The 26,091-nt window shown below is 55.0% G+C and carries 28 protein-coding genes and 1 other RNA gene; 14 read left to right on the forward strand and 15 right to left on the reverse strand.

Annotated elements, in window-relative coordinates; genetic code table 11:
* The first annotated feature begins 100 nt into the window (after positions 1-100).
* The 6 genes from ACR0IO_RS07970 (at position 101) to ACR0IO_RS07995 (ending at position 8,438) form a co-directional block, all read left to right on the forward strand.
* The gene (locus ACR0IO_RS07970) at positions 101-769 is read left to right on the forward strand and encodes a MarC family protein (RefSeq protein WP_155146996.1); all 669 of its coding nucleotides are present in this window, start codon (positions 101-103) and stop codon (positions 767-769) included.
* A 132-nt stretch (positions 770-901) separates the two neighbouring features.
* Positions 902-1,132: a phosphoribosylformylglycinamidine synthase subunit PurS gene (purS, locus tag ACR0IO_RS07975; protein ID WP_170430345.1), complete on the forward strand. Its 231-nt coding sequence runs from the start codon at positions 902-904 to the stop codon at positions 1,130-1,132.
* 55 nt (positions 1,133-1,187) lie between these two features.
* The gene (purQ, locus tag ACR0IO_RS07980; protein ID WP_480740632.1) at positions 1,188-1,856 is read left to right on the forward strand and encodes a phosphoribosylformylglycinamidine synthase subunit PurQ; all 669 of its coding nucleotides are present in this window, start codon (positions 1,188-1,190) and stop codon (positions 1,854-1,856) included.
* 36 nt (positions 1,857-1,892) lie between these two features.
* Complete coding sequence (locus tag ACR0IO_RS07985) at positions 1,893-3,671, forward strand: sensor histidine kinase (RefSeq protein ID WP_480740634.1); 1,779 nt, start codon at positions 1,893-1,895, stop codon at positions 3,669-3,671.
* Between the two features lie 12 nt (positions 3,672-3,683).
* Positions 3,684-5,018: a sigma-54-dependent transcriptional regulator gene (locus ACR0IO_RS07990; RefSeq protein WP_155146990.1), complete on the forward strand. Its 1,335-nt coding sequence runs from the start codon at positions 3,684-3,686 to the stop codon at positions 5,016-5,018.
* Positions 5,019-5,543: 525 nt separating this feature from the next.
* The gene (locus ACR0IO_RS07995) at positions 5,544-8,438 is read left to right on the forward strand and encodes an Rne/Rng family ribonuclease (RefSeq protein ID WP_480740635.1); all 2,895 of its coding nucleotides are present in this window, start codon (positions 5,544-5,546) and stop codon (positions 8,436-8,438) included.
* 58 nt (positions 8,439-8,496) lie between these two features.
* Here ACR0IO_RS07995 and ACR0IO_RS08000 read toward each other — a convergent pair whose 3' ends face one another.
* The gene (locus tag ACR0IO_RS08000) at positions 8,497-8,727 is read right to left on the reverse strand and encodes a sulfurtransferase TusA family protein (RefSeq protein ID WP_480740638.1); all 231 of its coding nucleotides are present in this window, start codon (positions 8,725-8,727) and stop codon (positions 8,497-8,499) included.
* 105 nt (positions 8,728-8,832) lie between these two features.
* Here ACR0IO_RS08000 and ACR0IO_RS08005 point away from each other — a divergent pair, with 105 nt between their 5' ends.
* From ACR0IO_RS08005 to ACR0IO_RS08020, 4 genes are all read left to right on the forward strand, one after another.
* Entirely contained in the window at positions 8,833-9,585 is a 753-nt protein-coding gene (locus ACR0IO_RS08005; RefSeq protein WP_155146987.1) for a cytochrome c biogenesis CcdA family protein, read from the forward strand.
* A gap of 77 nt (positions 9,586-9,662) precedes the next feature.
* Positions 9,663-10,877 (forward strand): hypothetical protein, encoded by a 1,215-nt coding sequence (locus ACR0IO_RS08010; RefSeq protein WP_480740640.1) that lies wholly within the window; start codon positions 9,663-9,665, stop codon positions 10,875-10,877.
* Positions 10,874-12,223: a cytochrome P450 gene (locus ACR0IO_RS08015; protein ID WP_480740641.1), complete on the forward strand. Its 1,350-nt coding sequence runs from the start codon at positions 10,874-10,876 to the stop codon at positions 12,221-12,223. The genes ACR0IO_RS08010 and ACR0IO_RS08015 overlap by 4 nt, the downstream gene beginning before the upstream one ends.
* A 74-nt stretch (positions 12,224-12,297) precedes the next feature.
* On the forward strand, positions 12,298-13,179 hold the full coding sequence (locus tag ACR0IO_RS08020; RefSeq protein ID WP_480740642.1) for a fructose bisphosphate aldolase: 882 nt from the start codon (positions 12,298-12,300) through the stop codon (positions 13,177-13,179).
* A 25-nt stretch (positions 13,180-13,204) separates the two neighbouring features.
* On the opposite strand, the gene ACR0IO_RS08025 is transcribed toward ACR0IO_RS08020, so the two are convergent.
* The 5 genes from ACR0IO_RS08025 to fumC are packed head-to-tail and all read right to left on the reverse strand — an operon-like array spanning position 13,205 to position 16,168.
* Positions 13,205-13,807: a DNA-3-methyladenine glycosylase I gene (locus ACR0IO_RS08025; RefSeq protein ID WP_480740644.1), complete on the reverse strand. Its 603-nt coding sequence runs from the start codon at positions 13,805-13,807 to the stop codon at positions 13,205-13,207.
* A 57-nt stretch (positions 13,808-13,864) separates the two neighbouring features.
* Positions 13,865-14,086 carry a ribbon-helix-helix domain-containing protein gene (locus ACR0IO_RS08030; RefSeq protein ID WP_480740645.1) on the reverse strand — a complete coding sequence of 74 codons (222 nt, stop codon included), beginning with the start codon at positions 14,084-14,086 and terminating at the stop codon, positions 13,865-13,867.
* On the reverse strand, positions 14,083-14,259 hold the full coding sequence (locus ACR0IO_RS08035; RefSeq protein WP_480740647.1) for a DUF4169 family protein: 177 nt from the start codon (positions 14,257-14,259) through the stop codon (positions 14,083-14,085). Before ACR0IO_RS08035 ends, ACR0IO_RS08030 begins: the two co-directional genes overlap by 4 nt.
* Positions 14,256-14,780, reverse strand: coding sequence for a gamma subclass chorismate mutase AroQ (gene aroQ / locus ACR0IO_RS08040; protein WP_480740650.1), 525 nt, complete (start codon positions 14,778-14,780; stop codon positions 14,256-14,258). Before aroQ ends, ACR0IO_RS08035 begins: the two co-directional genes overlap by 4 nt.
* A complete protein-coding gene (fumC, locus tag ACR0IO_RS08045) occupies positions 14,777-16,168 on the reverse strand; it encodes a class II fumarate hydratase (RefSeq protein ID WP_480740653.1) in 1,392 nt (463 codons plus the stop codon). Before fumC ends, aroQ begins: the two co-directional genes overlap by 4 nt.
* Positions 16,169-16,374: 206 nt before the next feature.
* Here fumC and ACR0IO_RS08050 point away from each other — a divergent pair, with 206 nt between their 5' ends.
* Positions 16,375-16,938 (forward strand): hypothetical protein, encoded by a 564-nt coding sequence (locus ACR0IO_RS08050; protein ID WP_480740655.1) that lies wholly within the window; start codon positions 16,375-16,377, stop codon positions 16,936-16,938.
* A 42-nt stretch (positions 16,939-16,980) separates the two neighbouring features.
* Here ACR0IO_RS08050 and ACR0IO_RS08055 read toward each other — a convergent pair whose 3' ends face one another.
* From ACR0IO_RS08055 to ACR0IO_RS08095, 9 genes are all read right to left on the reverse strand, one after another.
* A complete protein-coding gene (locus tag ACR0IO_RS08055; RefSeq protein ID WP_170330500.1) occupies positions 16,981-17,454 on the reverse strand; it encodes an SspB family protein in 474 nt (157 codons plus the stop codon).
* Between the two features lie 76 nt (positions 17,455-17,530).
* Entirely contained in the window at positions 17,531-18,784 is a 1,254-nt protein-coding gene (gene chrA, locus ACR0IO_RS08060) for a chromate efflux transporter (protein WP_480740658.1), read from the reverse strand.
* Entirely contained in the window at positions 18,781-19,596 is an 816-nt protein-coding gene (locus tag ACR0IO_RS08065; protein ID WP_480740660.1) for a chromate resistance protein ChrB domain-containing protein, read from the reverse strand. Before ACR0IO_RS08065 ends, chrA begins: the two co-directional genes overlap by 4 nt.
* 131 nt (positions 19,597-19,727) lie before the next feature.
* Positions 19,728-20,159 (reverse strand): ester cyclase, encoded by a 432-nt coding sequence (locus tag ACR0IO_RS08070; RefSeq protein WP_480740662.1) that lies wholly within the window; start codon positions 20,157-20,159, stop codon positions 19,728-19,730.
* A gap of 102 nt (positions 20,160-20,261) precedes the next feature.
* Positions 20,262-20,608: a transfer-messenger RNA gene (gene ssrA / locus ACR0IO_RS08075) on the reverse strand.
* Positions 20,609-20,644: 36 nt separating this feature from the next.
* Complete coding sequence (locus ACR0IO_RS08080; RefSeq protein ID WP_155146960.1) at positions 20,645-21,007, reverse strand: DUF4345 family protein; 363 nt, start codon at positions 21,005-21,007, stop codon at positions 20,645-20,647.
* 66 nt (positions 21,008-21,073) lie between these two features.
* Positions 21,074-21,724 (reverse strand): hypothetical protein, encoded by a 651-nt coding sequence (locus tag ACR0IO_RS08085; RefSeq protein WP_480740665.1) that lies wholly within the window; start codon positions 21,722-21,724, stop codon positions 21,074-21,076.
* 13 nt (positions 21,725-21,737) lie between these two features.
* On the reverse strand, positions 21,738-23,138 hold the full coding sequence (locus tag ACR0IO_RS08090; protein ID WP_480740666.1) for a selenium-binding protein SBP56-related protein: 1,401 nt from the start codon (positions 23,136-23,138) through the stop codon (positions 21,738-21,740).
* Positions 23,139-23,266: 128 nt separating this feature from the next.
* Positions 23,267-23,998 carry a FadR/GntR family transcriptional regulator gene (locus tag ACR0IO_RS08095; RefSeq protein WP_480740667.1) on the reverse strand — a complete coding sequence of 244 codons (732 nt, stop codon included), beginning with the start codon at positions 23,996-23,998 and terminating at the stop codon, positions 23,267-23,269.
* A gap of 67 nt (positions 23,999-24,065) precedes the next feature.
* On the opposite strand from ACR0IO_RS08095, the gene ACR0IO_RS08100 reads away from it, so the two are divergent.
* Genes ACR0IO_RS08100 through ACR0IO_RS08110 form a run of 3 tightly spaced genes read left to right on the forward strand, consistent with a single transcriptional unit; the run spans position 24,066 to position 26,090 of the window.
* The gene (locus ACR0IO_RS08100) at positions 24,066-24,875 is read left to right on the forward strand and encodes a DUF2182 domain-containing protein (RefSeq protein ID WP_480740670.1); all 810 of its coding nucleotides are present in this window, start codon (positions 24,066-24,068) and stop codon (positions 24,873-24,875) included.
* Positions 24,876-24,879: 4 nt separating this feature from the next.
* A complete protein-coding gene (locus ACR0IO_RS08105; protein ID WP_155146951.1) occupies positions 24,880-25,584 on the forward strand; it encodes a DUF1326 domain-containing protein in 705 nt (234 codons plus the stop codon).
* On the forward strand, positions 25,584-26,090 hold the full coding sequence (locus ACR0IO_RS08110) for a DinB family protein (RefSeq protein WP_155146950.1): 507 nt from the start codon (positions 25,584-25,586) through the stop codon (positions 26,088-26,090). Before ACR0IO_RS08105 ends, ACR0IO_RS08110 begins: the two co-directional genes overlap by 1 nt.
* Position 26,091 lies beyond the last annotated feature (1 nt).

Consider the following 26,091-nt stretch of genomic DNA (forward strand, 5'->3'; position numbering starts at 1 on the left):
CACTTTTCGTATTTTGTATAAGTATTTGACAGATTTGACTGTCATGCAGCATGTTCAGTGCTGACGACTAATCCGGCTTACTAACAAGGTGACACTCGGTATGAGCGAACTGTTCGACCACGCTGTGTTCTTGAAATTTCTCGCGGCTGTTCTGGCCATATTCAACCCGCTCTACAATATTCCGATTTTCCTGAGCATGACGAGTCAGTGTACCAAGCCCGAGCGGCGTAGGGTGGCTCTGATCGTGATGATTTCGGTCACTTTGATCGCTTTGATCGCCGTGGGGATTGGAGAAGAGGTTCTGGCGATTTTCGGGATTGATGTTCCTTCTTTCCGCATCGCCGGAGGGATCATCATCTTCGGGATCGGCATGTCGATGTTGAATGCCGAAGACCGTCCCGCAGGTGATCAGGCCGCACTCGCCGAAGGGCAGGAGCGGAAACTCAACTTTGCCGTGGTTCCGCTGGCGATACCTCTGACCATTGGTCCGGGAACCATTGCCATCACCATCGTTTTCTCACATCAGCTTTCGGATGGTGCTGAAATGGTAACTCTGGGCTCTGCCGTGCTGATTGCTTGCGCAATTGTTGGACTGGGATTGCTGTTTGCGGACCAGATTTCCCGGTTGCTTGGGGAAACCATGATCAATGTGCTGACCCGGATCATGGCGATTCTACTGGTTGCAGTAGCGGTCGAGATGGTTCTGACAGGCACTTTCAACGCCATTGATGCGCATTACCCGGGTCTGACCTCAGGTGCTGACGGCTGATCAACTGATGGGTTGCCTTGGCTGCGGTAATCCGTCCGTCTTATCGAGGGTTGTCCAAATACCATAAGCAGGGTATCTCCCCGCGCAACGGAATTGGCCCCGGGGGCGTGGGCCGCAGGTGGAGTTGCGAAAATGAAGGCACGGGTGCATGTGATGCTCAAGAACGGGGTGCTGGACCCGCAGGGCGAGGCGGTTCGTCACGCATTGGGCGCCATGGGTTTCGACAAGGTCGAAGGCGTGCGTCAGGGCAAGGTGATCGACCTGGAACTGGCTGAAGGCGCGACCGAGGCTGACGTGACCGAGATGTGCGAGAAGCTGTTGGCCAACACGGTCATCGAACGCTACGAGATCGAACTGGTCTGATTTTTTCGGTCGTGACGCGACCAAACCACTGATTTGTGACCAAGGAGTGCTTGTCATGCGCGCAGCCGTCGTCGTTTTCCCCGGTTCCAACTGTGACCGAGATCTTGCGGTCGCCTTTGAGCAGGCGGGCTTTCAGGTCGATATGGTCTGGCATAAGGACGCCAAACTGCCAGAAGGCATCGACATCGTCGGCGTACCGGGTGGCTTTTCTTATGGCGATTATCTGCGTTGTGGCGCGATTGCAGCGCAGTCGCCGATCTGCAAGGCAGTTGTCGAACACACCGAGCGTGGTGGCTATGCCCTTGGTGTTTGCAATGGTTTCCAGATCCTGACGGAAACCGGTATCCTGCCGGGTGCGCTTCTGCGTAACGCGGGACTAAAATACATCTGCCGCACTGTCGGATTGAAGGTGGAAACAAGCGACAGCGCATTCACTGAAGGCTACAATGCGGGTGACGTCATCGGGATTCCGATTGCGCACCACGATGGCAACTACTTTGCCGATGATGAGACTTTGGCAAGACTTCGTGATGAAGATCGCATCGCGTTCACCTACACCGAGAACCCAAATGGTTCCCGCGGCGATATCGCCGGCATCCTGTCGCACAACCGTCGCGTGCTTGGGATGATGCCGCATCCGGAACGGGCGGCGGATGAAGGCCATGGCGGCACCGATGGAACGGCGCTCTTCCGCGCATTGTCAGGTGTTTTGACACCTGCGTGACTTGAGGTCGTGGCCGCTGGGGCTTAGCTTCGGGGGATGAGTTCCGAAGTACAATCAGGCTGGGCAAATTTCATGAGCCGGTTCCGCGGTGCGCCGCTGGGCTGGCGATTGCGATTGGCGATTATTGTACTGCTGATTGCGACGGTTGCCACTGTCTGGATAACCAACAGCCTGCTGACGAACCGGTTTACTGAATCGACGCGAAACCGTGCCGAACTGCGCCTAGCGCTGTATTCCGGTAACCTTCTGAGCGAACTACGTAGAAATGCCATCGTGCCGCAATTGCTTGCGCGCGACCCGACGCTCATCGCTGCACTACAATCCAGCGATTTCTCGTTGTCTACGCAACGCCTGATCTCGTTTGTTGAAGAGATTGGTGCGGCTTCACTCATGCTGCTGGATAGCGACGGCCGCACCGTTGCCGCAACCGACCGTAACCGGTTGGGTGAGGCGCATCGTAGTGCCGCCTATTTTATCGATGCTATTCGCGCAAACTCGACGATATTTTCGGTGATCCCGCGTGAATCCGGCGGCTATAGTTTTGTCTACTCCCGGCGGCTTGAAGCTGGCTCTGAAATTCTGGGTGTAATCGTTGTTGAGGTCGATCTGCAGAAGTTCGAGCGCGCCTGGGCGGGGATTTCTGATGCCGTGATGGTGACAGACAGTACCGGCACAATCATTTTGTCGACCGAGCCGCAATGGCGTGGCCTGAATGAAGGCGCTGCAATGCTGCGCCAGCCGCCTCAGGGCGCTATTCAGCGCGCCATTCGTGCAACGACGGATTGGACGGCTCTGCCACCCGACGCCTACCTGCAGGGCGAGGCTGTGATGCGGATGGAAACCCGTATTCCTTTCCGAGGCTGGCAGATGACGTCTTTCACCACCTATTCGTCGATCCGCGAGAAGGTGAATAGTGTGCTGGCCCTCGAAATCATGGGCTTCGCGATTCTTCTGGCGCTGGCGTTTTATGCACTTAGCCGACGCACCGCTTTGCGCGCCGCTTTGTTCCAGCGTGAGTCGGCGGAGCTTCGCGCATTGAATACAAGGCTGCAGCGGGAAATTGCTGAACGCGAACGGGTTGAAAAGACGCTGGAAGTGGCCGAGCAAACCCTGGCCCAGAGTTCCAAACTTGCCGCCTTGGGTGAGATGTCTGCAGCCGTCAGTCACGAGTTGAACCAGCCGCTCGCTGCGATGAAAACCTACCTCGCCGGTGCGCGTCTTTTGCTGCGGCGTAATCGTCCCGAAGAGGCGCTGGCCAGCTTCGGTCGGATCGATGGTCTGATCGAACGGATGGGTGCAATCACACGTCAGCTCAAGTCGTACGCTCGGAAGGGTGCGGATGCGTTTTCACCAGTAAATCTTGGTGAGGCACTGGCCTCTAGCCTGTCTATGATGGAACCGCAGCTGCGCCAGCGGCACGTGAAGATTACTCAGATCCTGCCCGAAGAACCTGTTATAGTGATGGGGGACCGGATGCGGATCGAGCAGGTGATGGTGAACCTCTTGCGCAACGCGCTGGACGCCACCAAATCTGTTATTGAGCCGGATGTGGAGATCATTCTGGCGGCGGGCGACACGGCCGTGTTGACGGTCCGCGATAACGGCCACGGTATCGAGGATATCGAGAACCTGTTCGAGCCGTTTTATACAACCAAGCGTCCCGGGGATGGCGTTGGCCTGGGTCTTGCCATCTCATCCGGGATCGTGAACGACCATGGGGGTCGGCTGACTGCGCGCAACGGACAAAACGGTGGCGCGGTATTCGAAATGCAACTGCCGATACTGGGAAGCGACGGCCTTGAGGCCGCTGAATAACGAGGAAGTACTATGGCACAGGCCATGAAGATAGCCATTGTTGATGACGAACAGGACATGCGCCAGTCGATCAGCCAATGGCTGGCATTGTCGGGATACGACACTGAGACCTTTTCCAGCGCTGAAGATGCGCTCAAGGTGTTGGGGCCGGAGTATCCAGGCATTGTGATCTCTGACATCAAGATGCCGGGTATGGACGGTATTCAGCTGCTGAAGAAACTGATGGGCGCTGACAGCACGCTTCCTGTGATCATGATCACGGGCCACGGTGATGTGCCTATGGCTGTCGAGGCGATGCGCGTCGGTGCGTTCGATTTTCTTGAGAAACCATTCAACCCGGACCGTATGTCCGAATTGGCGAAGCGTGCCAGCAACGCACGACGTCTGACATTGGATAACCGCGCGCTGCGTCGCGAACTGTCCGGCGGCACCCAGATCATGAACAAGCTGATTGGCGCCAGCCCGGTAATGGAACGTCTGCGCGAAGATATTCTGGATCTGGGGCAAGCCGATGGTCATGTATTGATCGATGGCGAAACCGGAACCGGGAAGACACTCGTCGCACATGCGCTTCATGCTGTCGGCAGTCGTGCGGGTAAGAAATTTGTTCTGGTGTCATGTGCAGCTCTGGAAGAAGAGGCGCTGTCGAAGCGGCTGTTTGGTCCGATGATGCCCGAAGATGCTCAGCTACCAGCGATCGAAGAGGCACGCGGTGGTACACTGGTGCTCGAGGATGTGGAGGCGCTCAGCGACACGCTCCAGGCTCGACTGTTGAGCGTAATGAATGAGCAGGGCACACCGGCAGAAACCCGGATCGTTGCCATCTCGAATCTGCAGGAAGCCGGGAAAACCAGCGAAGACGTTTTGCGTCCTGACCTGTTCTATCGTCTGGCCGCGCTGCGGATCACCATGCCGCCGCTGCGTCAGCGCGGTGAGGATATACTGACACTGTTCACTCGTCTCAGTGAGCAGTTTGCAGAGGAATACGGCTGCGAGGCACCTCAGGTTAGCGCTCAGGAAGCTGCGCAACTGCTGCAGGCACCTTGGCCCGGAAATGTACGCCAGCTGATCAATATTGCAGAGCGGGCTGTTCTGCAGTCTCGACGGGGTTCGGGTACCATCGCATCGTTGCTGATGTCGGATCACGAAGAGATGCAGCCGGTCATGACAACCGAAGGCAAGCCGCTCAAGGAATACGTCGAAGCGTTTGAGCGGATGTTGATCGATAATACGATGCGTCGTCACAAAGGCTCGATTGCTTCGGTGATGGACGAGCTGTGTCTGCCACGCCGGACCTTGAACGAAAAAATGGCCAAATATGGCCTTCAACGTTCCGATTACCTCTGACCAACAAATCCGGAGAGGGGACACCCTCTCCGGATATTTTTTAGGCCAAACACCTCTGAAAATTAGCTCTTTGACGGCTTTTTGCTGATTTTGTTGCCTATCGGCAGATGCTGATCGTGCAGTTTGCCCATTGTCTTTTCCACAGGACTGCTTTTATTGTGACGGGACGGGCCGGGCTAATTTTGCGCCCAGAAGTCCCGAATCTTTGAGTTTCGCTGCTTTGCCGCAGATGGTGATCATTCCCACAAGGCCAGGCAGACCGATTGTGCCCCTCACGGGGTATTGGAGCACCTGAGCCCGGAATACGGGCGAAAGGAATAAATGGGCGGGCTGCGGCATGGATCGCGCCTGTCGGAGAAGAACCGCGATGACGCGCGCGCAACGATTGAGTGAACGGGCAGGGGGCCAGAGCGCCAGACCCTGCCGCGCGCCGTCCAATATCGCCCTGACAAGACACCACCCCAAAAGCGCCTGTCCGCCCGGACGGGTAAGGACAACGCGTTTGGCGCGGTGCACCAAGGACACATGGCTAAGAAAATGCTTATCGATGCCACCCACGCGGAGGAAACCCGCGTCGTGGTGGTCGATGGAAACAAGGTCGAGGAGTTTGACTTTGAATCCGAAAACAAGCGTCAGCTTGCAGGAAACATCTACCTCGCAAAGGTAACACGGGTCGAACCGTCTCTGCAGGCGGCATTTGTTGATTACGGCGGCAACCGGCATGGTTTCCTCGCCTTTTCGGAAATTCACCCCGACTACTATCAGATTCCGGTCGCAGACCGCGAAGCCCTGATGGAAGAAGAACGCGCCTATGCCGAAGCGATGAAGGCACGTGACGAAGCTGAAGAGGCGAAGCCCAAAAAGCGTCGTTCGCGTTCACGCACTAAGGCAGAGGGTGTTAAATCCGACGATCCGGTCGAAACCATGGATCCGTCCTCGGAACCTTCCGGGATGGAAACTATTGATCTGGATGAAGGTGAAGAAAACGCCGAAGTCTCAATTCCTGAGGGCACATCGCCCGTAGAATTGGTGGCGGAAACTCCGGTTGAGGAGCCCGAAGAGGTCACTGAAACCGAAGGTCAGGCCGAATCTGGTGAACCGCAGGAAGATGATGCTGCCGAGCAAGAAGCCGAGCCGGTAGCTGAGACTGCTGAAGAAGAAGTCGAAGCCAATGCTGAGGCGGAAGCCGAAAGCACAGAAGAAGATGGTGAATCTGAGTCCGGTGAAAAAGCCGAGGAATCTGATCAGCCTGAAACTACCGTAGCAGAGCAGTTAGAAGCTGCTGCTGAAGAGGCCGAAGGTGACGAAGCCGCTGAGTCGGAAGCTGATCAGGTCGAAGCGCGTTCAGAAGCAACGGACAAAGATGAGACAATTGAGTCTGTCGCTGATGAAGATGACAGCGAAGATATTCGCCCGCCGCGCAAACCGCGCCCGCGCCGTTACAAGATTCAAGAAGTCATCAAAGTGCGCCAGGTTCTGCTGGTGCAAGTCGTAAAAGAAGAGCGTGGCAACAAGGGTGCTGCGTTGACGACCTATCTGTCGCTGGCGGGTCGCTATTGCGTTCTGATGCCGAACACTGCCCGCGGTGGTGGTATCAGCCGTAAGATCACTAACGCCGCCGACCGTAAAAAGCTCAAAGACATTGCCTCGGATATCGATGTGCCGACCGGTGCGGGTTTGATCATCCGGACTGCCGGGGCGAAGCGTACCAAATCCGAGATCAAACGCGATTATGAATACCTGCAGCGTCTCTGGGAACAAATCCGGGCGCTGACACTGGAATCCATCGCACCCTCCAAGATTTATGAAGAAGGTGACCTGATCAAACGCTCGATCCGTGATCTCTATAATCGCGACATCGACGAAGTTCTGGTCGAGGGCGAGGGCGGCTACCGCATCGCCAAAGACTTCATGAAGATGATCATGCCGTCTCACGCCAAGAACGTGAAGCGGTATGAAGATGCGCTGCCTCTGTTCGCGCGCTATCAGGTCGAAAGCTATCTGGCGGGAATGTTCAACCCGACAGTTCAGTTGAAATCAGGCGGCTACATCGTGATCGGTGTGACCGAAGCGCTGGTTGCGATCGACGTGAACTCTGGCCGGGCCACCAAAGAAGGCTCGATCGAGGAAACCGCGCTCAAGACCAACCTTGAGGCCGCCGACGAAGTGGCGCGCCAGCTGCGTCTGCGCGACCTCGCAGGTCTGATCGTAATCGACTTCATCGATATGGACGAGCGCAAGAATAACTCTGCCGTCGAAAAGCGCCTTAAAGACAAATTGAAAACGGATCGTGCCCGTATTCAGGTCGGTCGTATTTCTGGCTTTGGTCTGCTGGAGATGAGCCGCCAGCGTCTGCGCCCCGGTATGATCGAGGCGACAACGCAGCCTTGCCCGGCCTGCCACGGCACCGGTCTGATCCGCTCGGACGACAACATGGCACTGTCGATCTTGCGTCAGATCGAAGAGGAAGGCACACGTCGCCGCTCTCGCGAGGTTCTGGTGCGCTGCCCGGTCAGCATTGCCAACTTCCTGATGAACCAGAAGCGCGAGCATATTGCTCAGATCGAAGGGCGCTATGGCCTTTCAGTGCGCATTGAAGGCGATATCCATCTGGTCAGCCCCGATTTCTCGATGGAGAAATTCAAGACCGCCAGCCGGATAGTGCCAGAGGCCACTGCGCCCGTGGTATCCGTAGACGCATCGCTGATGGATCTGGTGGATGCTTCGGAGGACGAGGAAGAAGAAGAAACCGTTCAGGCCGAAGAAGAGACCAAGCCCAAGCGCAAGCGTCGTCGTCGTCGCCGGAAGAAGGGCGGCGGAAACGGAGAAGGGTCCGAGGCCGCGTCAGAAGAAGGCGAGAAGCCGACCGAGGCCGAAGACGCCGAAGGTGGTGATGCTGCCACTGAAGGGAAGACTGACGCAGCAGATGCCGTAGAAGCCGATGCTACACCTGCGGAAGAAGCGCCAGAGGCAGAGAAACCTGCCAAGCCAAAGAAGCGTCGTGCACCACGCCGCCGCAAAAAAGATGCAGACGCTGAGAAATCCGAGGAACCTGCAGAGGTCGCGAATGCCGAAGCTGAGCAGAACGCTGAGGAGGCACCTGCGGAGGAAGGCGTTATGATCGCGGCCAAGGCAGAGGTCGTCGAAATGGCGGTCTCTGAGCAGATCGAAGTGGAAGCTGAAGTTGTAGAGACTGAAGTAGAAGCATCTGCTGCGACGGAAGAGCCTGCAAAGGAAACTGCGGCGCCCGTTGAAGAAGAGGTTGCAGCGGCAGAAGAACAAGCGTCTGAGCCAGAACCTGAGCAGGTCGCACCTGAAACGCCAGAGCCTGTCTTGGAGGTTGTGGCAGAAGAGCCGGTGCCAGAAGAACCAGCTCCTGCCAAACCCAAGCGGCGGGGATGGTGGTCTCTGGGTCAGTAATCAAAGAAGGCGGGCTAACAGGCCCGCCTTTTTCTTTCTGATACGTCAGTTTTATCAGTCAGCTCTTTTGGATCACATAGATCTGATGATTGCCCGTATCTTCCTGACTAATCAGCTTGTTACCAGACTCGGTGCAATAATGTGGAACGTCGATCACTGCAGCCGGGTCATCCGCCAGGATGCGTAGCAAGCCGCCAACAGGCATGGTTTTTAGCCGTTTCCGGGCCTTCAGGACGGGCAGCGGACACAGCAGGCCCAATGCATCCAGTGTTTCAATATCACTTGTCATGCGAGTCAGATATTTCCACTTTAGGATGGTGTCCAGCATGCAACCACGAGGATGTGACCTATTGGCCCCGTGACGTTGGCGGTGCGATACCATATGTGCTGAAACATGTTCGGAATTGATATCATCGACGCGGGGCTGCTACCCGCCATGTTCATTGCGATGATCGGGGGGCTGATCAGCTTTCTGTCGCCATGCGTGTTGCCCATTGTGCCACCTTATCTGGCGTATATGAGCGGGGTCACGATCAACGAGATGCAGGACGAGGCGCGCGCACGGCGTAAGGCGACTTTGTCGGCGTTGTTTTTCGTGCTTGGATTGTCGACCGTATTCCTCTTGCTTGGGTTCACAGCTTCGGCGTTTGGGGCATTTGTCCTGCAAAATCAGGTGCTTTTCGCTAAGCTTTCCGGCGCTGTGGTCATCGTGTTTGGCCTGCACTTTCTGAACGTATTCCGCATTCCGCTACTGGATCGAGAAGCCCGGGTAGAGACCGGAGATTCCGGTGGATCAGTCTTTGGCGCCTATATTCTGGGGCTGGCCTTTGCATTTGGCTGGACACCCTGCATTGGACCTCAGCTGGGTGCGATCCTGTCATTGGCTGCGTCAGAGGCGTCGGTTGCCCGTGGAACGCTTTTGCTCGGTGTCTATGCGGCAGGGCTTGGTATCCCGTTCCTGCTTGCTGCGATGTTCCTGAACCGCTCCATGGCCGTAATGAACCGCATCAAGCCCTATATGGGCACCATCGAAAAGGTTATGGGCGCGCTGTTGCTGTTCGTCGGTATCATGCTGATCACGGGCCTGTTCACCGAGTTCAGCTGGTGGCTACTCGAGACATTCCCGGCGCTTGCAACCTTGGGCTAACATCCTGAAACAGGACGATATGCGGGTCTTACCTTGGCCGCATTGCTAGGCTAATCTGCGCGGCAGAGGTCAAAGCAATGAGCAGTCAGAAAACGCAGCAAAAGGTGCGCAAACGCAGGGTATTTTACATACCTGGCTATGACCCGATTCATCCTCGCCGCTATCGCGAGCTTTACCGCAAAGAAGGGCATCTGCAGTCTAAAATCACAGGATACGAGATTGCAGTTTCTGCCAGATCCGGCGATGGGCCGTATGGTTGGCACGTGACATCGCGGCAGGACGGCGTTGATACAGAGACGGATGTCGAGGTTCTGGTCTGGTCGGATATCGTGCGGGACAGTATGGCGCGTTCCATTGGGGCCACATATCTGCAACTGGCTCAAACCGCCTGGATTTATATCTCAACTGGTGTTTTGTGGCGCTTGATGAGACTGCGCAAGGGTCCTGTCATTGCCGCGCTTTATCCTGTTGGAATGCTCTTGTTCCAGCTTTTGATCGCAGTCTTCGCCGCTTGGGGTGTTTTCGCGGTTCTGACAATGATTGCTGGTTGGATCGCCTTATTACCTGCACTGATTGCAGCCTACGCCCTACTGAACTGGTTTCGCAAAATAGATAATCGCTTGTTTGCCTACTACCTGATGCATGACTATGCCCATTCTGCGCGCCATTGGGGGGAAACGTCTCCCGAGATGTGTGCGCGCCTGGCCGAGTTTAAATCTCTGATCGCGCAAGCCCTGAGCTCTGGTGCAGATGAAGTGCTGGTTGTCGGTCATAGCTCTGGTGCACATCTGGGTGTTTCCGTGTTGGCGGATTTGCTACGTGATCAGAAATACAAGGTGAAGGGCCCGACACTGTCATTCCTTACACTGGGGCAGGTGGTGCCGATGGTTTCGTTCCTGCCCAAAGCCGATCAGTTGCGATCTGACTTGAGCTTTCTGTCCAAGCGCACAGACCTGACCTGGATTGATGTATCAGCACCCGGTGATGGGTGTGCCTTCGCTTTATGTGATCCTGTGTCGGTCAGTGGCGTTGCTGGTCCTGAAAAGCGTTGGCCGCTGGTGTTGTCCGCTGCTTTCACCCAAACCCTGTCTCCTGAACGCTGGCAGGAACTGCGGTGGAGGTTCTTTCGGCTCCATTTCCAGTATCTCTGCGCGTTCGATCGACCGGGCGACTATGATTACTTTCGGATAACCGCTGGCCCTGAAACCCTGTCTGAGAGGTTCGACGGCAGGGCGCCCTCCAAGTCACGCATCGATGTCTCTGTGTCCAAATACACTTCGGTGGCTGCATGACGCCCCCAAAGCCTCAGGCTCGCCCAGATAAGGTATCGCTCTGGCGCTACTTGAAGCTCTTTCGTCAGGATTTGCTTTCCGCGCAACCTCAGCGTCTGTATCGGGCTTGGATGGCCGAGTTTCGTACGCCGTTTTTTCGGTCATACATGATCAACCAGCCTGAACTAATCAACACGGTACTGAAGCAGCGACCAGACGACTTTCCCAAATCAAACCGCATCAGTGAAGGGTTGCGTCCGCTACTTGGTGAATCGGTTTTTTTGACCAATGGCGATACCTGGAAGCGCCAGCGCCGGATCATAGATCCCGCGTTTGAAGGCGGTCGCTTGAAGGACACGTTCCCGGCCATGCTGGCTGCGGCAAAGGCTTGCGTCGATCGTCTGCGCACGCAAAGCGGCAGTGAGATCGAATGTGAGGAAGTCACAAGCCATGCCGCCGCAGATGTCATCTTTCGCACACTGTTTTCGGTTCCGATTGAGCATGAGATTGCAGCACAGGTTTTTGAGAAGTTTCGCGCATACCAGAGGGAACAACCGCTTCTGAACCTCGCAGCGTTCATACCTCTGCCGCGTTGGGTGCCACGGTTTCATTCGGCTAAAACCCGCAGGAACGCCAAAGAAATCCGAACACTCATTGGACGTCTAACGACCGAAAGGGCAACCGCCATATCGGCGGGTCAGGCACCGGATGATCTTGCCACCAAGATCATGACAACCCCGGATCCGCATACCGGACACCGTTTCAATACGGACGAAATGATCGATCAGGTGGCCATATTCTTTCTGGCAGGTCACGAAACCAGTGCGTCTGCTCTGGCGTGGACACTGTATCTGATGGCGCTTTATCCGGAGTGGCAGGAGAAACTGGCGGCCGAGGCGCAGATACTAGAGGAACCTTCATTTGCCACTGTCTCAAAACTCAAACTCAGCCGGGATGTCTTTCGCGAGGCGCTGAGACTGTATCCTCCGGTTCCCATGATGGTGCGTGAAACAACTTGTCCCGAACGCTTTCGAGACCGGGATGTGCCCCAGGGCTCGCAGATTGTCCTGAGCCCGTGGCACCTGCACCGTCAGGAACGCCTGTGGGACAAGCCGGATGAGTTCGACCCGACCAGATGGGGAACCGAGAATGGCAAGAAATGTCAGAGAGAGGCCTACATCCCCTTTTCGGCGGGGCCACGTGTCTGCACAGGTGCTAGCTTTGCGATGGTGGAGGGGCCTCTGATCCTCTCCATGCTCTTGCGCCACTTTCGGTTCGAGTTGATCGAAGGTCGGACACCGGTTCCAGTCGCACATCTGACTGTGCGTTCGAAAGACGGAATTTGGTTACGGCTGGTTGAGCGCTAACAAACTACCATCGTCCAACGCCTTGCTGTATGCGGTTGAAAAAAGCGGAATCATTATTGAACGGGAAAAGAGTTATGTCCAAGGCAGAACAGCGCGAGCAAATGTCCAACGGTGCAGGTTTCATTGCGGCCTTGGATCAAAGCGGCGGTTCGACCCCTAAGGCGCTTGCGCTGTATGGGGTTGAAGCATCCGACTACAACAATGACGAAGAGATGTTTGGCGAAATCCAAAAAATGCGCGCGCGTATCATTCTGGCGGACGATTTCACCAAGGACAAAGTGATCGGCGCGATCCTGTTCGAACGTACTCTGGGCGAAACAATCGACGGTCGCGGTGTTGCCGACTATCTGTGGTCGGTAAAGAACATCGTACCGTTTCTGAAAATCGACAAAGGCCTGGAAGAGCAGGCTAACGGTGTTCAGATGATGAAACCGATCCCGGGACTGGCGGAAACGCTGGCGAAGGCTGAGGGTGTGTTTGGTACCAAGGAACGCTCGGTGATTCACGAGGCGAATGCGGAGGGTATCGCTGCTGTTGTCGCCCAGCAATTCGATGTGGCGCGCGAGGTTATCGGCGCAGGTATGGTTCCGATCGTTGAGCCCGAGGTGAACATCCATTCCGAGACCAAGGCTGAGGCTGAGGATATTCTGAAAGCAGAAATCCTGAAGAACCTCGATCAGTTGGCCGATGGTCAGGATGTGATGCTGAAACTGACCATTCCAAACAAAGCAAACCTCTATGATGCACTGGCAGATCACCCGCGTGTTCTGCGCGTTGTCGCGCTGTCTGGTGGATACACAACCGAAGAAGCATGCGATCTGCTGAATCAGAATGGTAAAATGATTGCGTCATTCTCGCGCGCACTGACTGAAGGTCTGTCCAAGCAGCAGTCGGACAGCGAATTCAATACCGCGCTGGGTGGTAACATCGATAAGATCTACCGCGCTTCAGTCTAATAAAGCCCCCTCAAGGGGAGCCTTATTACGTTGGTTTTTGGAAGGAGCGTCGCAACTGCGTCGCTTTTTCTCTTTGTGCGCAGCCTGTTGCGTGGTCATTGATCAACCCCATGGCCTGCATAAATGCAAAAACGGTTGTGGGGCCGACGAACTTCCATCCACGTTTTTTGAGATCTTTCGACATGGCGACTGATTCAGGTGATGTGGATGCGGTTTGCGGTTCTGGCGGGTTTTCGGCCTCGTACCGCCAGACATACCCCGCGATTGATCCCTCAGAGGCGATCAGTTCCTGAGCACGCTGTGCGTTGTTGATGACCGCTTCGATCTTTCCGCGATGGCGCACAATGCCTTCGTCCTGCAAAAGCCGTTCGATATCAGCATCAGAAAAACCTGCTACTTTATTGAAATCAAATCCACAAAATGCTTTGCGAAAGTTCTCTCGCTTGGCCAGAATTGTGCGCCAGCTCAGCCCGGACTGAAAACTCTCGAGGCAGAGCTTTTCAAACAGGCGCTGATCATCTGCGACCGGATATCCCCATTCATTGTCGTGATACTCAAAGAACTCAGGTGCTGCCTGACACCACGCGCAGCGCTGTTCACCATCTGGGCCGATAACTGTTTTGCTCATAATGTACCCTTTTTGTTCCCGTCAGTTTAGTCAGGAAAAAGGAAGATCGGCAAGGGTTCAATTCTGTTGCTGATACCAGTTCAGAATGAAAACACGAATGGCTGAGGCGAGACCGGTTTCAGGATCACGAGAAACATCAATTTCAGCCGCTAACACATTGATTGGAATTTCTTTGGTTTTCGCAATCTCGCGAAATGCCTGCCAGAACTCATCCTCCAGAGAGACGGAAGTCCGATGACCTTTCAGGGTCAGAGAGCGTTTGACAGGACGGCCGCTCATTCTTCGATCTCGTGGCCGTCCAGATTGCGGTCAGATTTTTGTTGATGTGTTCGATCAAGATCTTTTTCAGCTTTGCTCCGACCGAAACGTACCGCATTTTCATCCGCGCGTTTCTTTTTTTGGGCCTTGGCCCTTTGCTTGCGAACTTGGTTGAGGTTGATCAGCTTACTCATTTTCGGGGCGGTATGTTTTGTAACTGCACAAACAGCTCACCACGCGTGGCATCCGACAGGCAATCGACCTGTACCTGCGCATCAAATTCAGGGCCTGATGTTTCGGGGACTGGCGTGTGTTGGGATATCTGCTGGATGATTTCACCGCCAAGGCTGATCAAGGCGGGGCGTACTTCGTCAGCAAGGTCGCGAAACTCCGTCGGAGCCTCTGCCTCTCCATCCGTCCAGCGCGCTATCCAGCAGGTCTGGATCTCTTTGGCTGCTTCAATTTGCGCCTCAAAGAACTTACGGGCGCTGACGGGATCAATACCTGCGCCTTGAGCTTCTTCGACGGTCTTAGCCAACACGACCTTTTCGCGCTCGATATCTTCGACGGGTTTGTCATTTGCGTATTTGAAGGCGGCAACGTCGCGCATCCACTCCAACCGCTCGTCAATCAGCCCAAAAAGCTGGGCGTCCGCCAAAGCCGGAGTGCCCGACAGGATCAGGCACACCGGCAGAGCGTTACGCAGACGGATCACTTGGGACCAATCATTTGTTCGGGACGTACAACAGCATCAAAGGTTTCTTCATCGACAAAACCGAGCGCGATGGCCTCTTCTTTCAGAGTGGTGCCGTTTTTATGCGCTGTTTTGGCTACCTGGGTGGCGTTGTCATAGCCGATGGTCGGTGCCAGGGCAGTAACCAGCATCAGTGATTCCTTCATCAGCTTTTCGATGCGCGGTTCGTTGGCTTTGGTGCCCATCAGCATCCGTTCGGTGAAGCTGTCGGTTGCATCGCCCAACAACTGGATCGACTGCAGCAGATTGTAGGACATCATCGGGTTGTAGACGTTCAGCTCAAAATGCCCCTGGCTGCCCGCGAACTTGATCGCGGCGTCGTTGCCCATCACATGAGCTGCCACTTGGGTCAGTGCCTCAGCCTGTGTCGGGTTCACTTTGCCCGGCATGATCGACGATCCGGGCTCATTCTCGGGCAGGATCAGTTCCCCCAGTCCCGAGCGCGGGCCCGAACCCAGAAATCGAATGTCGTTGGCGATTTTGTAGCAGGAGCCAGCAACGGTCGCCAAGGCACCCGACAGGAACACCATGGCGTCATGGGCGGCCAGTGCTTCGAACTTGTTGGGAGCCGTGACAAAGGGCAGGCCGGTGATGTCGGCCATGTTTGCAGCAACAGCTTCACCCCAGCCTTTTTGAGTGTTCAGACCGGTGCCAACGGCGGTGCCGCCCTGAGCCAGTTCATAGATTGCAGGCATTGCAGCTTCTACACGCGCGATTCCCTGACGAATCTGATGTGCATAGCCGCTGAATTCCTGACCCAGAGTCAAAGGCGTCGCATCCTGTGTATGAGTACGACCGATTTTGATGATGTCTTTGAATTCTTCCGATTTCTGTTCCAGACCCGAAGCCAGCTTTTCCAGCCCGGGCATCAGAACATCCCGAACACTCATGGCCGCAGCAATGTGCATTGCAGTTGGGAACGTGTCGTTGGACGATTGTCCCATGTTGCAGTGATCGTTTGGGTGGACTGGTTTTTTGGAACCGATTACGCCGCCCAGAATCTCGATCGCGCGATTGGCGATAACTTCGTTCGAGTTCATATTTGATTGGGTGCCGGAACCGGTCTGCCAAACGACCAGAGGGAAGTTGTCGTCGAACTTGCCCTCAATAACTTCACCAGCAGCCTCAATGATCGCATCGGCGATTTTTGTGTCCAGCTTGCCTGTTGCCTTGTTTTGCATGGCACAGGCTTTCTTGATTACGCCCAGCGCACGCACAATGGCGACGGGCTGCTTTTCCCAGCCGATGGGAAAGTTCATGATCGAACGCTGTGTTTGCGCGCCCCAATATTTGTCGGCGGGAACCTCAAGCGGGCCAAAGCTGTCGGATTCGGTGCGGGTCTGAGACATCGGTCACTCCGTCTGGTATGCAGTCGTATGCCGTTTAGCCATAGCAGAGCCAAGGCGCAATCGGCCAGTTGCGCGCACCATAAACCCAAGGGGACCAAAGGTATAGGCAGGCGGAAGCGTCATTTTTCTTGTTAACATCGGAAACAGCACCATTGTGCGCGCTGACTGCTGAGCTACAATAAACATATCGCCGTGGTGGAGGTTACATGCGCGTTTCAGTTAGGACCCGTCCTTCGTTTTTGACCGCCCTGGCGGCGATGTTCGCGCTTTGGGCGACGCTGTTTGTCGGACAGGCACATGCAACCGGTATTGGGCCGTTTATCGGAGACTATGTTGGTTCAGCCAATGTCGTTGATGTAGATGGTACGACTACACCCCGTGATATGAGCGTTTCGATCCATGAAACCAGCAGCGGCTTCAATGTCAGCTGGCATACGACGACCTACAAGCATGACGGGCGGGTGAAAGAGCAAAAATTCTCGGTGGATTTTCGCCCTTCGGATCGGCCGGATGTTTATTCGGCGGCGATGAAGCGAAATGTTTTTGGCCACGAAGTTCCCCTGGATCCGATGAAAGGCGAACCCTTCGTCTGGGGCCGCATCGTAGGGGATACTTTGACCGTGTTCTCATTGTTTATCGACGAGGATGGCGGATACGAACTGCAGCAGTTTGACCGTACACTGGCTGATGGTGGCCTTGATCTGTCTTTCACACGGTTCCGCAACGGTGTGAAATCGCGGTCGGTTGATACGTTCCTTCAAAAACAATAAACCCCGCACAGGGCGGGGCTTACAGACGACTTAATCAGTCAACTACTTGCGGAAGCTATCCAGCGATACGACATCTGCGTCGTGATGCTCTTCCGGCTCGTCAGGCATCACCTCAATCGTTTGCTCGACGATGTGATCCAGTTCTTCATCTTCTTCCGTATCGTCCGGGCTCTCAAAGCGCAGGCCGAATTCTACCGAAGGGTCTACGAATGTCTTGATCGCAGAGTACGGAATATAGAGCGGCTCAGGCGCATCACCGAAATTCAGCGTGATCGAAAAACCGTCATCGCCAACCTCGAGGTTCTCAAACCAGTGCTGCATAACGATGGTCATCTCGTCCGGATAGCGCTGCCGCAGCCAATCCGCGATATCAACGCCCTCCTGCCGGGTGTCGAAAGTAATGAAGAAATGGTGCGCACCGGGCAGGCCGGTTTCTGCAACGCTGCTCAGAACAGTCTTGATCAGGCCACGCATGGCCGTGTGCATCAAGTTCCCATAATCAATGTCTTGCGACATGTGTCATCCTCGAAAGTGGTTATCTTCAGCATAAGGGATTTGGACGGAAACGAAAGACCGGGTTGTGCCTGATTGTTCAGATTAGATGCAGAGCTATTCCGGACAGAACCATTACGATCAAAGTGGTGGCTAAACCGGATTTCAGCCGGAAAATCAACACTGCAGCGGCGACTGTCAGGACAAGGGCCGAAACATCCAACGTAGCAAGCTCAGGAACGGGCAGGGAGATCGGACCCCATGTTAAGTCCGGGGCTGATCCGAACAGCACATTTAATCCGAACCACACCGAGAGGTTGAGAATCACTCCGACCACCGCAGCTGTGATGCCGCGCATTGCGTTTGCCAGCCGCGGGCGTGTGGCAATCCGGTCCAGATATGGGGCTGCAAGGAAGATCCACAAAAAGCACGGTATGAACGTCGCCCAAAGAGCTACGACTCCCGCTGCAATAGCCAGCGAGGCGCCTCCGGCGATCTGACCGCTCAGCATAGCCACAAACTGGGTGACCAGAATAAGCGGGCCTGGGGTTGTTTCAGCCAGGCCCAGCGCGTCAATCATTTGATCGGTACTGATCCACTGGTAGGTATCAACAACGGTTTGGGTCATATACGCGAGAACCGCATAGGCGCCGCCGAATGTGACCACCGCCAATCGGGCAAAGAACCAACCCAGATCGCTTAGAAGTGTTTGCCCGGTCAAAGTGAGTAGTATTAGCGGCCCCAGCCAAAGGGTCAGCCAGATCGCAGCTGTGCGAATGGGACTGGTGAGTGCCGGGGAGGGGGATGATGTGGCCTCGGCAGCTGAATTTCCAGACGTGACATAGCCCCAGATCGCAGCCGCCAGAATGATCAAGGGGAACGGCAGATTCACCGCAAAAATTGCCACAAAACCCAAGATTGCAATTACACGATGTTCGGTATCGGTCAGCGCCTTGCGTGAGAGATTTCTTAGCGCTTGCACGACGATAACGATGACAGTGGCTTTGACGCCCAGAAACGCCGCCTGAACCAATGGTAGATCACCATAGGCCGCATAAAGCCCTACCAATATCGCGATGATCAAAGCACCGGGCAGGACAAACAGGCTGCCGGCGATCAATCCCCCTGCAACCCCTCGCAATCGCCAGCCCGCGTAGGTGGCCAGTTGCATTGCTTCTGGCCCCGGTAGCAGCATACACAGCGACAGAGCGCGCAAATAAGTCTGCTCATCCAGCCAGGGGCGCCGTTCCACCAGCTCCTGATGCATCAATGAAATCTGTGCCGCCGGGCCGCCAAAGGACAAAAGCCCGATGCGGCCAAACACCTGAACAAGCTCTTTGGTGGTCGGGGTCATTTTTTGCGATCCGTAGGCCAGTCGTGGCTTTCCTCGAAACCATCACGCGCCCATCGGTAAAGCGCATCATAGAGCGCCAAACCGGCTTCCAATTGCTGATGGTCGTTCCGATATTGGCGAGATAACCCGACCGAGATGGCAAGCAAGCCAGCAGCTTCAGCTGACAATTCATGTCGATTGGTGTCTGCAGCGCGAACGACGGTTGATAGTCGATCCAATGCGGGTGAACGCAGGTCAAACTCATCCAGCATCGTATCAAAGGTGCAGTATTCGCCCCGGTGGCTCCAAAACACACCTTCCATATCAAACGGGGTTGCCCCGAACTGATCTACGACGCCCTGAACTTCGGTTGGAGACACAAACAAGAATTTGGCTTTTGGATCGATGAAACGACGGATCAGCCAAGGGCAGGCGATACGGTCGATTTTCGGCCGATGCCGTGTCACCCAAAGTGTATTCTCACCGACGGGGGCGGGTACTGCGGAAACCGGAACCGACAGCGCATCCGGGGTTTCCCTCCAGGCAAACATACCGCCTTCCAGATACTCCGCTGCGTGGTCCTCACTCATCAACCAGGACACAAGGCCCTGGCTGAGTTTCTTACCCTTTTGGCAAATGATGACGCATGGGTTATCGCCAACCAGTTCTATGATGCCTTCGATGTCTGAGTAGGGGTGACGGACAGAGCCGGGAATAAGGCGGGGGTCATCCTCAAAGTCCGGATCGGTTCGGATGTCGACCAACACCGGAACTTGCGGTGTTCCGATCAGTCGCATGAGTTGTCGGGGCGTAATCGCGTTTGGGGCAGCCATAGCATGTTTCCTCGGTCATTTCCGATACATGCGAAACTTGGGCTGCCGCCTCACGGGGTGTTCGCAAGCTGACCCCATGGGGTCTTGCTACAGCGTAACCGCAGATAGGGTCAAGATTGCGTGGTTTGTGGCTATGCCCAGTCGAGCCTTTGCCCGGTCATGCAAACAGGGAGCGTATCGAGGGGAAACTGGCCCAACTGTTCAAAGAGCGAGATAAAGTCGAACTGGTTGTAGGCTTCAACCATCTTGTCACCCTTAAACCGCGCCATGACCTGCCCAGTAACCTCCAGCGGAGCCCCGTTGTCTGCCCTGAATGTTCTGACGTGCAACACGCCCGAGACCCAATCACGATCCTCAATGATCTTGGGCAGATCTACCGTTATTTCACCAAGAATGTGCCGGAAGGCCGTGACAAGATCACGAAAATCATCTGCGCCGACCTGCATTTCGGGAATCAACCCTTCGGCCATGGTGTCAGGTGAAAAGAACTGATCAATCGCGTCGGTATTTCCTTTTTCCCAGACTTCGGAATACCACGCCCGTAATCTCTCTGAATTCGTCATCCCGGATCTCCTGTCTTTTGAGCGGAGATTGAAGAACAAGAGTGAATAAACTCTGAACCGGAATGGAATTCAGAGGCAAAAAACTCAGACATTATGTAACTAAATGCAGGTTTCTGTTGCCAGGTACCTGCGAACCCCGCCTTACGCGGCTAGGCGCAAGGGCTTAAGTTTCGGTCTTGTTACTGCTTACGCAGCAACTGCAACCGGAGCACGATTGTCGTTTGCAATTGTACTATTTTCGCCGGTAACGGTGGCAGACAGCCGAGACAAAGCTAACCCCTTTAGACGTTCGTCGATCCTATTTCGGCCCCATGATCCTCAAACGAAGGATGTTGGTGGAGCCGCCGGGTACCGCCCCCGGGTCCGATCCGCTTATTACGAGCGCGTTTATGTCCATAGTCCCGAAGGACAATCTCTATATAGGTGACGTTCCGTTCGGATGCAAATCCAGAATGGGTTACCCTGATACAAGCATTATCAAGTGGTTATGAGGTTTTGCTGATGTTTGCGAAAATCAGCCAGGCCGCGAGCGCCAGTTCGATTCCACCAAAGGTCGCTGCTTTGACAAGTGGCGGATTATCCAGCGCAAGTGATACAAACCGGCCCAATGCCGCACCGGCATAGACAACACCCAGCATAGCGTAGGCCATGGGGTTGTTGAGCCAAAGGACTGCGATCCCGGTCACGACAAACAGACCTCCGACCGACGCGCGCATCTCGCTCAGCCCCATATTGCTGTTGGTTGGGGCCAGGTCTAGCGAGGTAGCGGTCCATGCGGGTGCCAGAAACCCGAACAGCCCAAAGCCAATTGTAAGCAATGCGGCAATCACATTGACGGTCGTTATCATTTTAGCCTCATGTGTTCTTAGTATCTGACCGGAAAGAGTAATCCGACTGAAAGCAAAGAAAAGCACCTAAATCGCTGACCAGAGCCCAAGCACGCCAACCAGGATCAGGCTTAGTGCCCAAATAAGCTCGAGATTGAACCAGCTGCGTGAGAGAAATTGCAGGCCAAGCCATCGGTATACCGCATACGCAAGAACTCCGCCTCCAAGTACCATCGCGATGGTATGAACGGCAGCAACGATTAAAACCAAAAGGCCGTTGGTGGTCATAATTTCAGAAACCGCGCGATGGCCTGTGTCCAATTCGTCCAAACCGCACAGGCCCAGATAGATTGGCACCAACATCAAAGCCGCGCCATGCGCGAGGGCCACAAGAAACGACCACAAAGCCAATCTGCCTGGCGGGATGCGGGACAGGGCGCGGGGATGTCTTCGAACAATGGCGATGTAAAGTCCCATCGCGATGACGATCAGCGCTGCACCAATTCGGATTTCGCGCTGGTAATCCACCAAAACCGCCATAAGCGCAAAGGGCAACAGCACCCCTAGCATGGCCAGAAAATGCCCACCGGCCAGAGCGGCCAAAGCCCGCCAAAGCGCGGACTGACGCTGTTCCATCAGTGCTGCTGATACGGCTAGCGGCCATCCCATACCGGGATTTAAGCCGTGATAGGCGCCGCTCAGAACAACGGCCAGCCAGAGGCCGGCCGTTGATGTCAACAGAGATTCCAAATCAGACGGAGGGGTAGCAGAAGCTGTCCGTCGAACAGTCGCCGCCCTCCAATCGGATTTGGTGGCTGCGATAACCATCTGGGAAGTCGACCCAGAAATTCGGATCCAGCGTCAGACCACCGTTTTCACCAACATCAGCTTTGACCATCGCCGCACCCCGATTGCCGGGATAAAACTGATCGTCCCAGGTCGAGTACAGTGAGTTGGTCCAGTAGACACGCTTACCGTCTCGACTGATTTCGACCATCTGCGGGCCATAACCAAATTCTTGCCCGTTGGGATGCTTGGTCTTTTTGACGATACCGCCGATTTCCACCTTACCGGCCAGTTTTGGGTTCATTGGATCTGATACGTCATACTGATGCATCTCTCCGGTTCCCCAGCAGGAGACATAGAGGTACTTGTCGTCCAGGCTCAGATCGATATCCGTGACCAGTGGTGGTACGGCAGAAAAGCCCTTTAGCAACTCTGGCAGATCGTCTGGATCAGCGGGCTGCGGATCGATGGTTATGGTCTTTTTGGCCTCAAACGTTCCGTCATCATTGCGCCACCACGTGAATATCGCACCTTGCAGGTTAGTCGTATCGACCACGACACCGCAGAAACCGTGCTGTTTGACCGGATCATGGGCGGGGCGAATTTCCAATGCCATCTGGTGGTTCTCACCCAGATCGATGGTCTGGATGTTGGTCCGATTACGCAGGTTCCAGAAATGGATGCGATGACCGTATTTGTTAGACAGCAGATCCTCGGCGACAATCCCGTTTTCGAATTGCGGAGGCAGACCCCATTCAGAACTGACCATGTAATCCCGTGGTAGGTTCCACCAGAAATCATAATGCTTGTCTTGCACACCGCGCTCGATCTCATAACGGCCAATGATCTCAAAACTCTCGCAATCCATGATGAAGATACCCGGAGGGCCATCAGTGCCATCTTTGCCACCGCCGCCAAGCGTGCTGACATAGATGCCCTCCGGTCCGCAATGGATCGTGTGAGGGCGGGAATACCCAGTCTTTGCGAAGACTTCTTCGGGTTCAATGATCTTGTGGATCTTGGCTTCCAGCGGGCTTTTTACGTCAATGATGTAGATCCGGCTGGATCGAATGCCCGGGATAATCAGATAGCGACGTTCCAGAAACGCATGACCACTGAGCGGTGATAAGGATGAAGAGCAAGCATTCCATCCAAAATGGTGAAACTCGTCGCCTTTTTCTGGCATGATCACCTGATGAACGATTTTCCCGAATTCATCCGAAGTTGGATCGACGTTCACAACAGCCAATCCATCCGGTTGAGAAAAATCAGGACTGAGCATCAGCGTAAAAGCCAGAGTTTCAGTAGGCCCCTCCATCGCAAGCTTGGCTGATGGATAAAAGGTTGGGTCCGGTCTTTGGTTCATAACGTCCTCCCGTAAGTAATTGTAATTCAACTTTTATTGAGAGTTCCGGTCTTGATGCCGGGTGTCATGGTGCCTGCTCGAGTGTCCTTTTCGTCTGTGTCTTGCGTCAAGTTCTATCTGATCGGATCTCAATCCGGTTTACGTCGTTTCTCGGCGACATCGCGCGCCAATTGGCGGGTATAGGCTTCAAGCTCAAGCAACGCCTGATCTACCGCTTTGGCATCGCGGGCCTCAAGCGCGTCTGCAATCCGGCTGTGAAGGGCGATGATCTCTTCCCGGGATCGCGCGGTGAAGGTGATCATGTTCATCAGAGGCTGCATCGCCTCGACCGCACCGGCCAACTGATAGGACAGAACCGGATTGGCAGCACCATCCACCAACGCCCGGTGGAACGAAACATCTGATGCACAAAACGCCTCATCCGTAAGTCCGGGTTGTGACTGCCGAAAAATCTCGGCCCGCATCGTGGCCAGCTGATCGGCCGTGCGTCTTTCGGCCGACAGAGCCGCACAGGCTCGTTCCAGAGAATAACGCGCCTCACAGGCTGTATCGAAGCTTACGGCGTTCATTGACAACAACAACGTCGAGGTCGTGACTTGCTGTGAATAAGCGTCCTCGAAGCTCAGTTTGTTAACAAAAGCCCCACCAGATGCGCCACGCTGTGTCCGGATAAGCGATTGAGCTGCCAGTCTTTTCAAAGCCTCGCGAACAGTGGGGCGCGATACCTGAAACTGATCCGAAAGTTCGGCTTCCGAAGGCAAACGTTCGTCTACGATCAGTTCGCCTGATACAATCGCATCGCGAATAGCCTGAGCGATATGTGCCGACAGATCCGTAGCTTTCGAAGGTTTGAGTTTCATGTTCTGGCGGCCAATGTAAATTTTTATTTGTCTGACATTTAAAAGTCTGACATTTGAAAAGCAAGGGATGAGTCGGGAGGGACACTTGCATCGCGCATTAATACGCAGCGGGTTATGGCTGGGTTTCTACATCATGATCCTGTGGTCGTGGTGGATGATGTACTCGATGAGCCGTGACATGGATCTCGATTGGATCGGGCGCCCCGGACCAATGGGCGAAGCCATGAGGGCCATGGACCCCCGGATGGACATGTACATGCCCATGGCCGAGTTCGGGCCGCTGTTCTGGATGTGGGCCATCATGATGGCCGCGATGATGCTGCCGACGCTGATACCGACACTGCGCAGCTATGAAGACCTGATCCGCAGCGCAAACGGCACCCGCTCAGGATGGATCGGAGTGTTGGCTGGATATTTCGTCGTTTGGGTTGGGTTTGCAGCGCTGATTACCAGCGTGCAGCTGGCCCTGCTGTTTGGCGGGGTCGTGGATATGCTCGGGATTGCTAAATCGCATCTGGTGGCCGGTGGTTTGCTTATCGCAGTCGGTGCGTTTCAGTTTACCCGCGTCAAAGAAGTCTGCCATGGAGTCTGTCATGCACCGATGACGTATTTCCTGGGCCATTGGAAAACGGGTTTTACCGGCGGTCTGCGAATGGGCCTTGGTCTCGGCGCGTTCTGCGTTGGTTGTTGTTGGGGTTTCATGGCGCTTGGCTTCGTCGGTGGCGTAATGAGCCTCTTGTGGATGGGTCTCGCGACGCTGTTCATGGTTTTGGAGAAACTCCCCCAGATCGGGCACGTCCTGACCCGTCCAATGGGGTTCCTATTGATCGCGGGCGGCTTGGCTCTGCTCATCTATCCAGTTGCATTCGGAGGATAAGTCTATGGCAAAGAACAGAAAACCGGAATCCGACAGGCTACCGATCAGTCAACGCATCGACAGCCGTATGCCAAACCCAAAACGTCGCGAGATGAGCCCGACTGAATGGGCCATCAAGGGCGAATTGATCCTGAACTGTTCCTGCGACGTGTTCTGTCCTTGCGTGGTTTCGCTGGGCGCGCATCCTCCGACCGAAGGGCATTGTCACGCTTGGATGGGCGTGATCATCGACGAAGGACATTACGAGGGCGAGGACCTCTCGGGCCTGAATGTGGGCCTGTTGGTAGACATTCCTGGGCGCATGGGCGAAGGGCAATGGAAAGTCGCCGCTTACATGGATGAGCGAGCAAGCGGTAAGGCCTATAATGGATTGCTGCAGATATTCAGTGGTCAGGCAGGTGGAACCACCGGTTTGTTCACCATGTTGGTTAGCGAAATCATCGGTGCTGAGCGTGCGCCTGTTCAGATCGAACGCGATGGCAACAAGCGCCGGATCGTAATCGGCCGGAAAATTCAGGGTGAGATTGAGATGCTGGCTGGCAAAGACCCCGAGCATCCTGTCATGGTGTCCAACTCAAAATATTGGATGGGCCCGGACATTATCGTTGCTCGCGGCACCAAGTCCAAGGTGCGTGACTATGGCCGGGTTTGGGATTTCGGTGGCAAATCAGCCGAGATTTGCCCAATCGACTGGCACGGGCCCAAGTGATGATTACCGGAGCGTTTGCCCGGGAAATGGCCCGATATAATCAATGGGAAAACAGTCAGCTGGCTGCTTTTCTTCAGGAGCTTTCACCTGCCGATCTGACCCGTGATCGTGGAGCCTTTTTCGGATCTATCATGGGTACAGCAAACCATCTTCTATGGGGCGACTGGATCTGGATGTCACGCTTTGACAAAGGCGCTGCCCCTGATGGTGGTATTCCGGAAAGCACGTCAATTTGTGCTGATCTGGCGGAGTGGCTGCCACTGCGCGAAACCATTGACGCGCGTATCACTGACTGGGCCCGGACCCTAGGGGATGATCCGATCGAGGGGTCCTTCACATGGTTCTCAGCTGCGAAAAAGGCGGATGTTACAAAGCCTTACGCACAATGCGTGATCCACATGTTCAATCATCAGACCCACCATAGGGGTCAGCTGCATAAAATGTTGACCGAAGCAGGCTCAAACGCTCCGGTCAGCGACCTTGTTTTTCTGCCCGAGGATTTTTGAG

The sequence above is a fragment of the Ruegeria sp. CE12 genome (assembly GCF_056537525.1).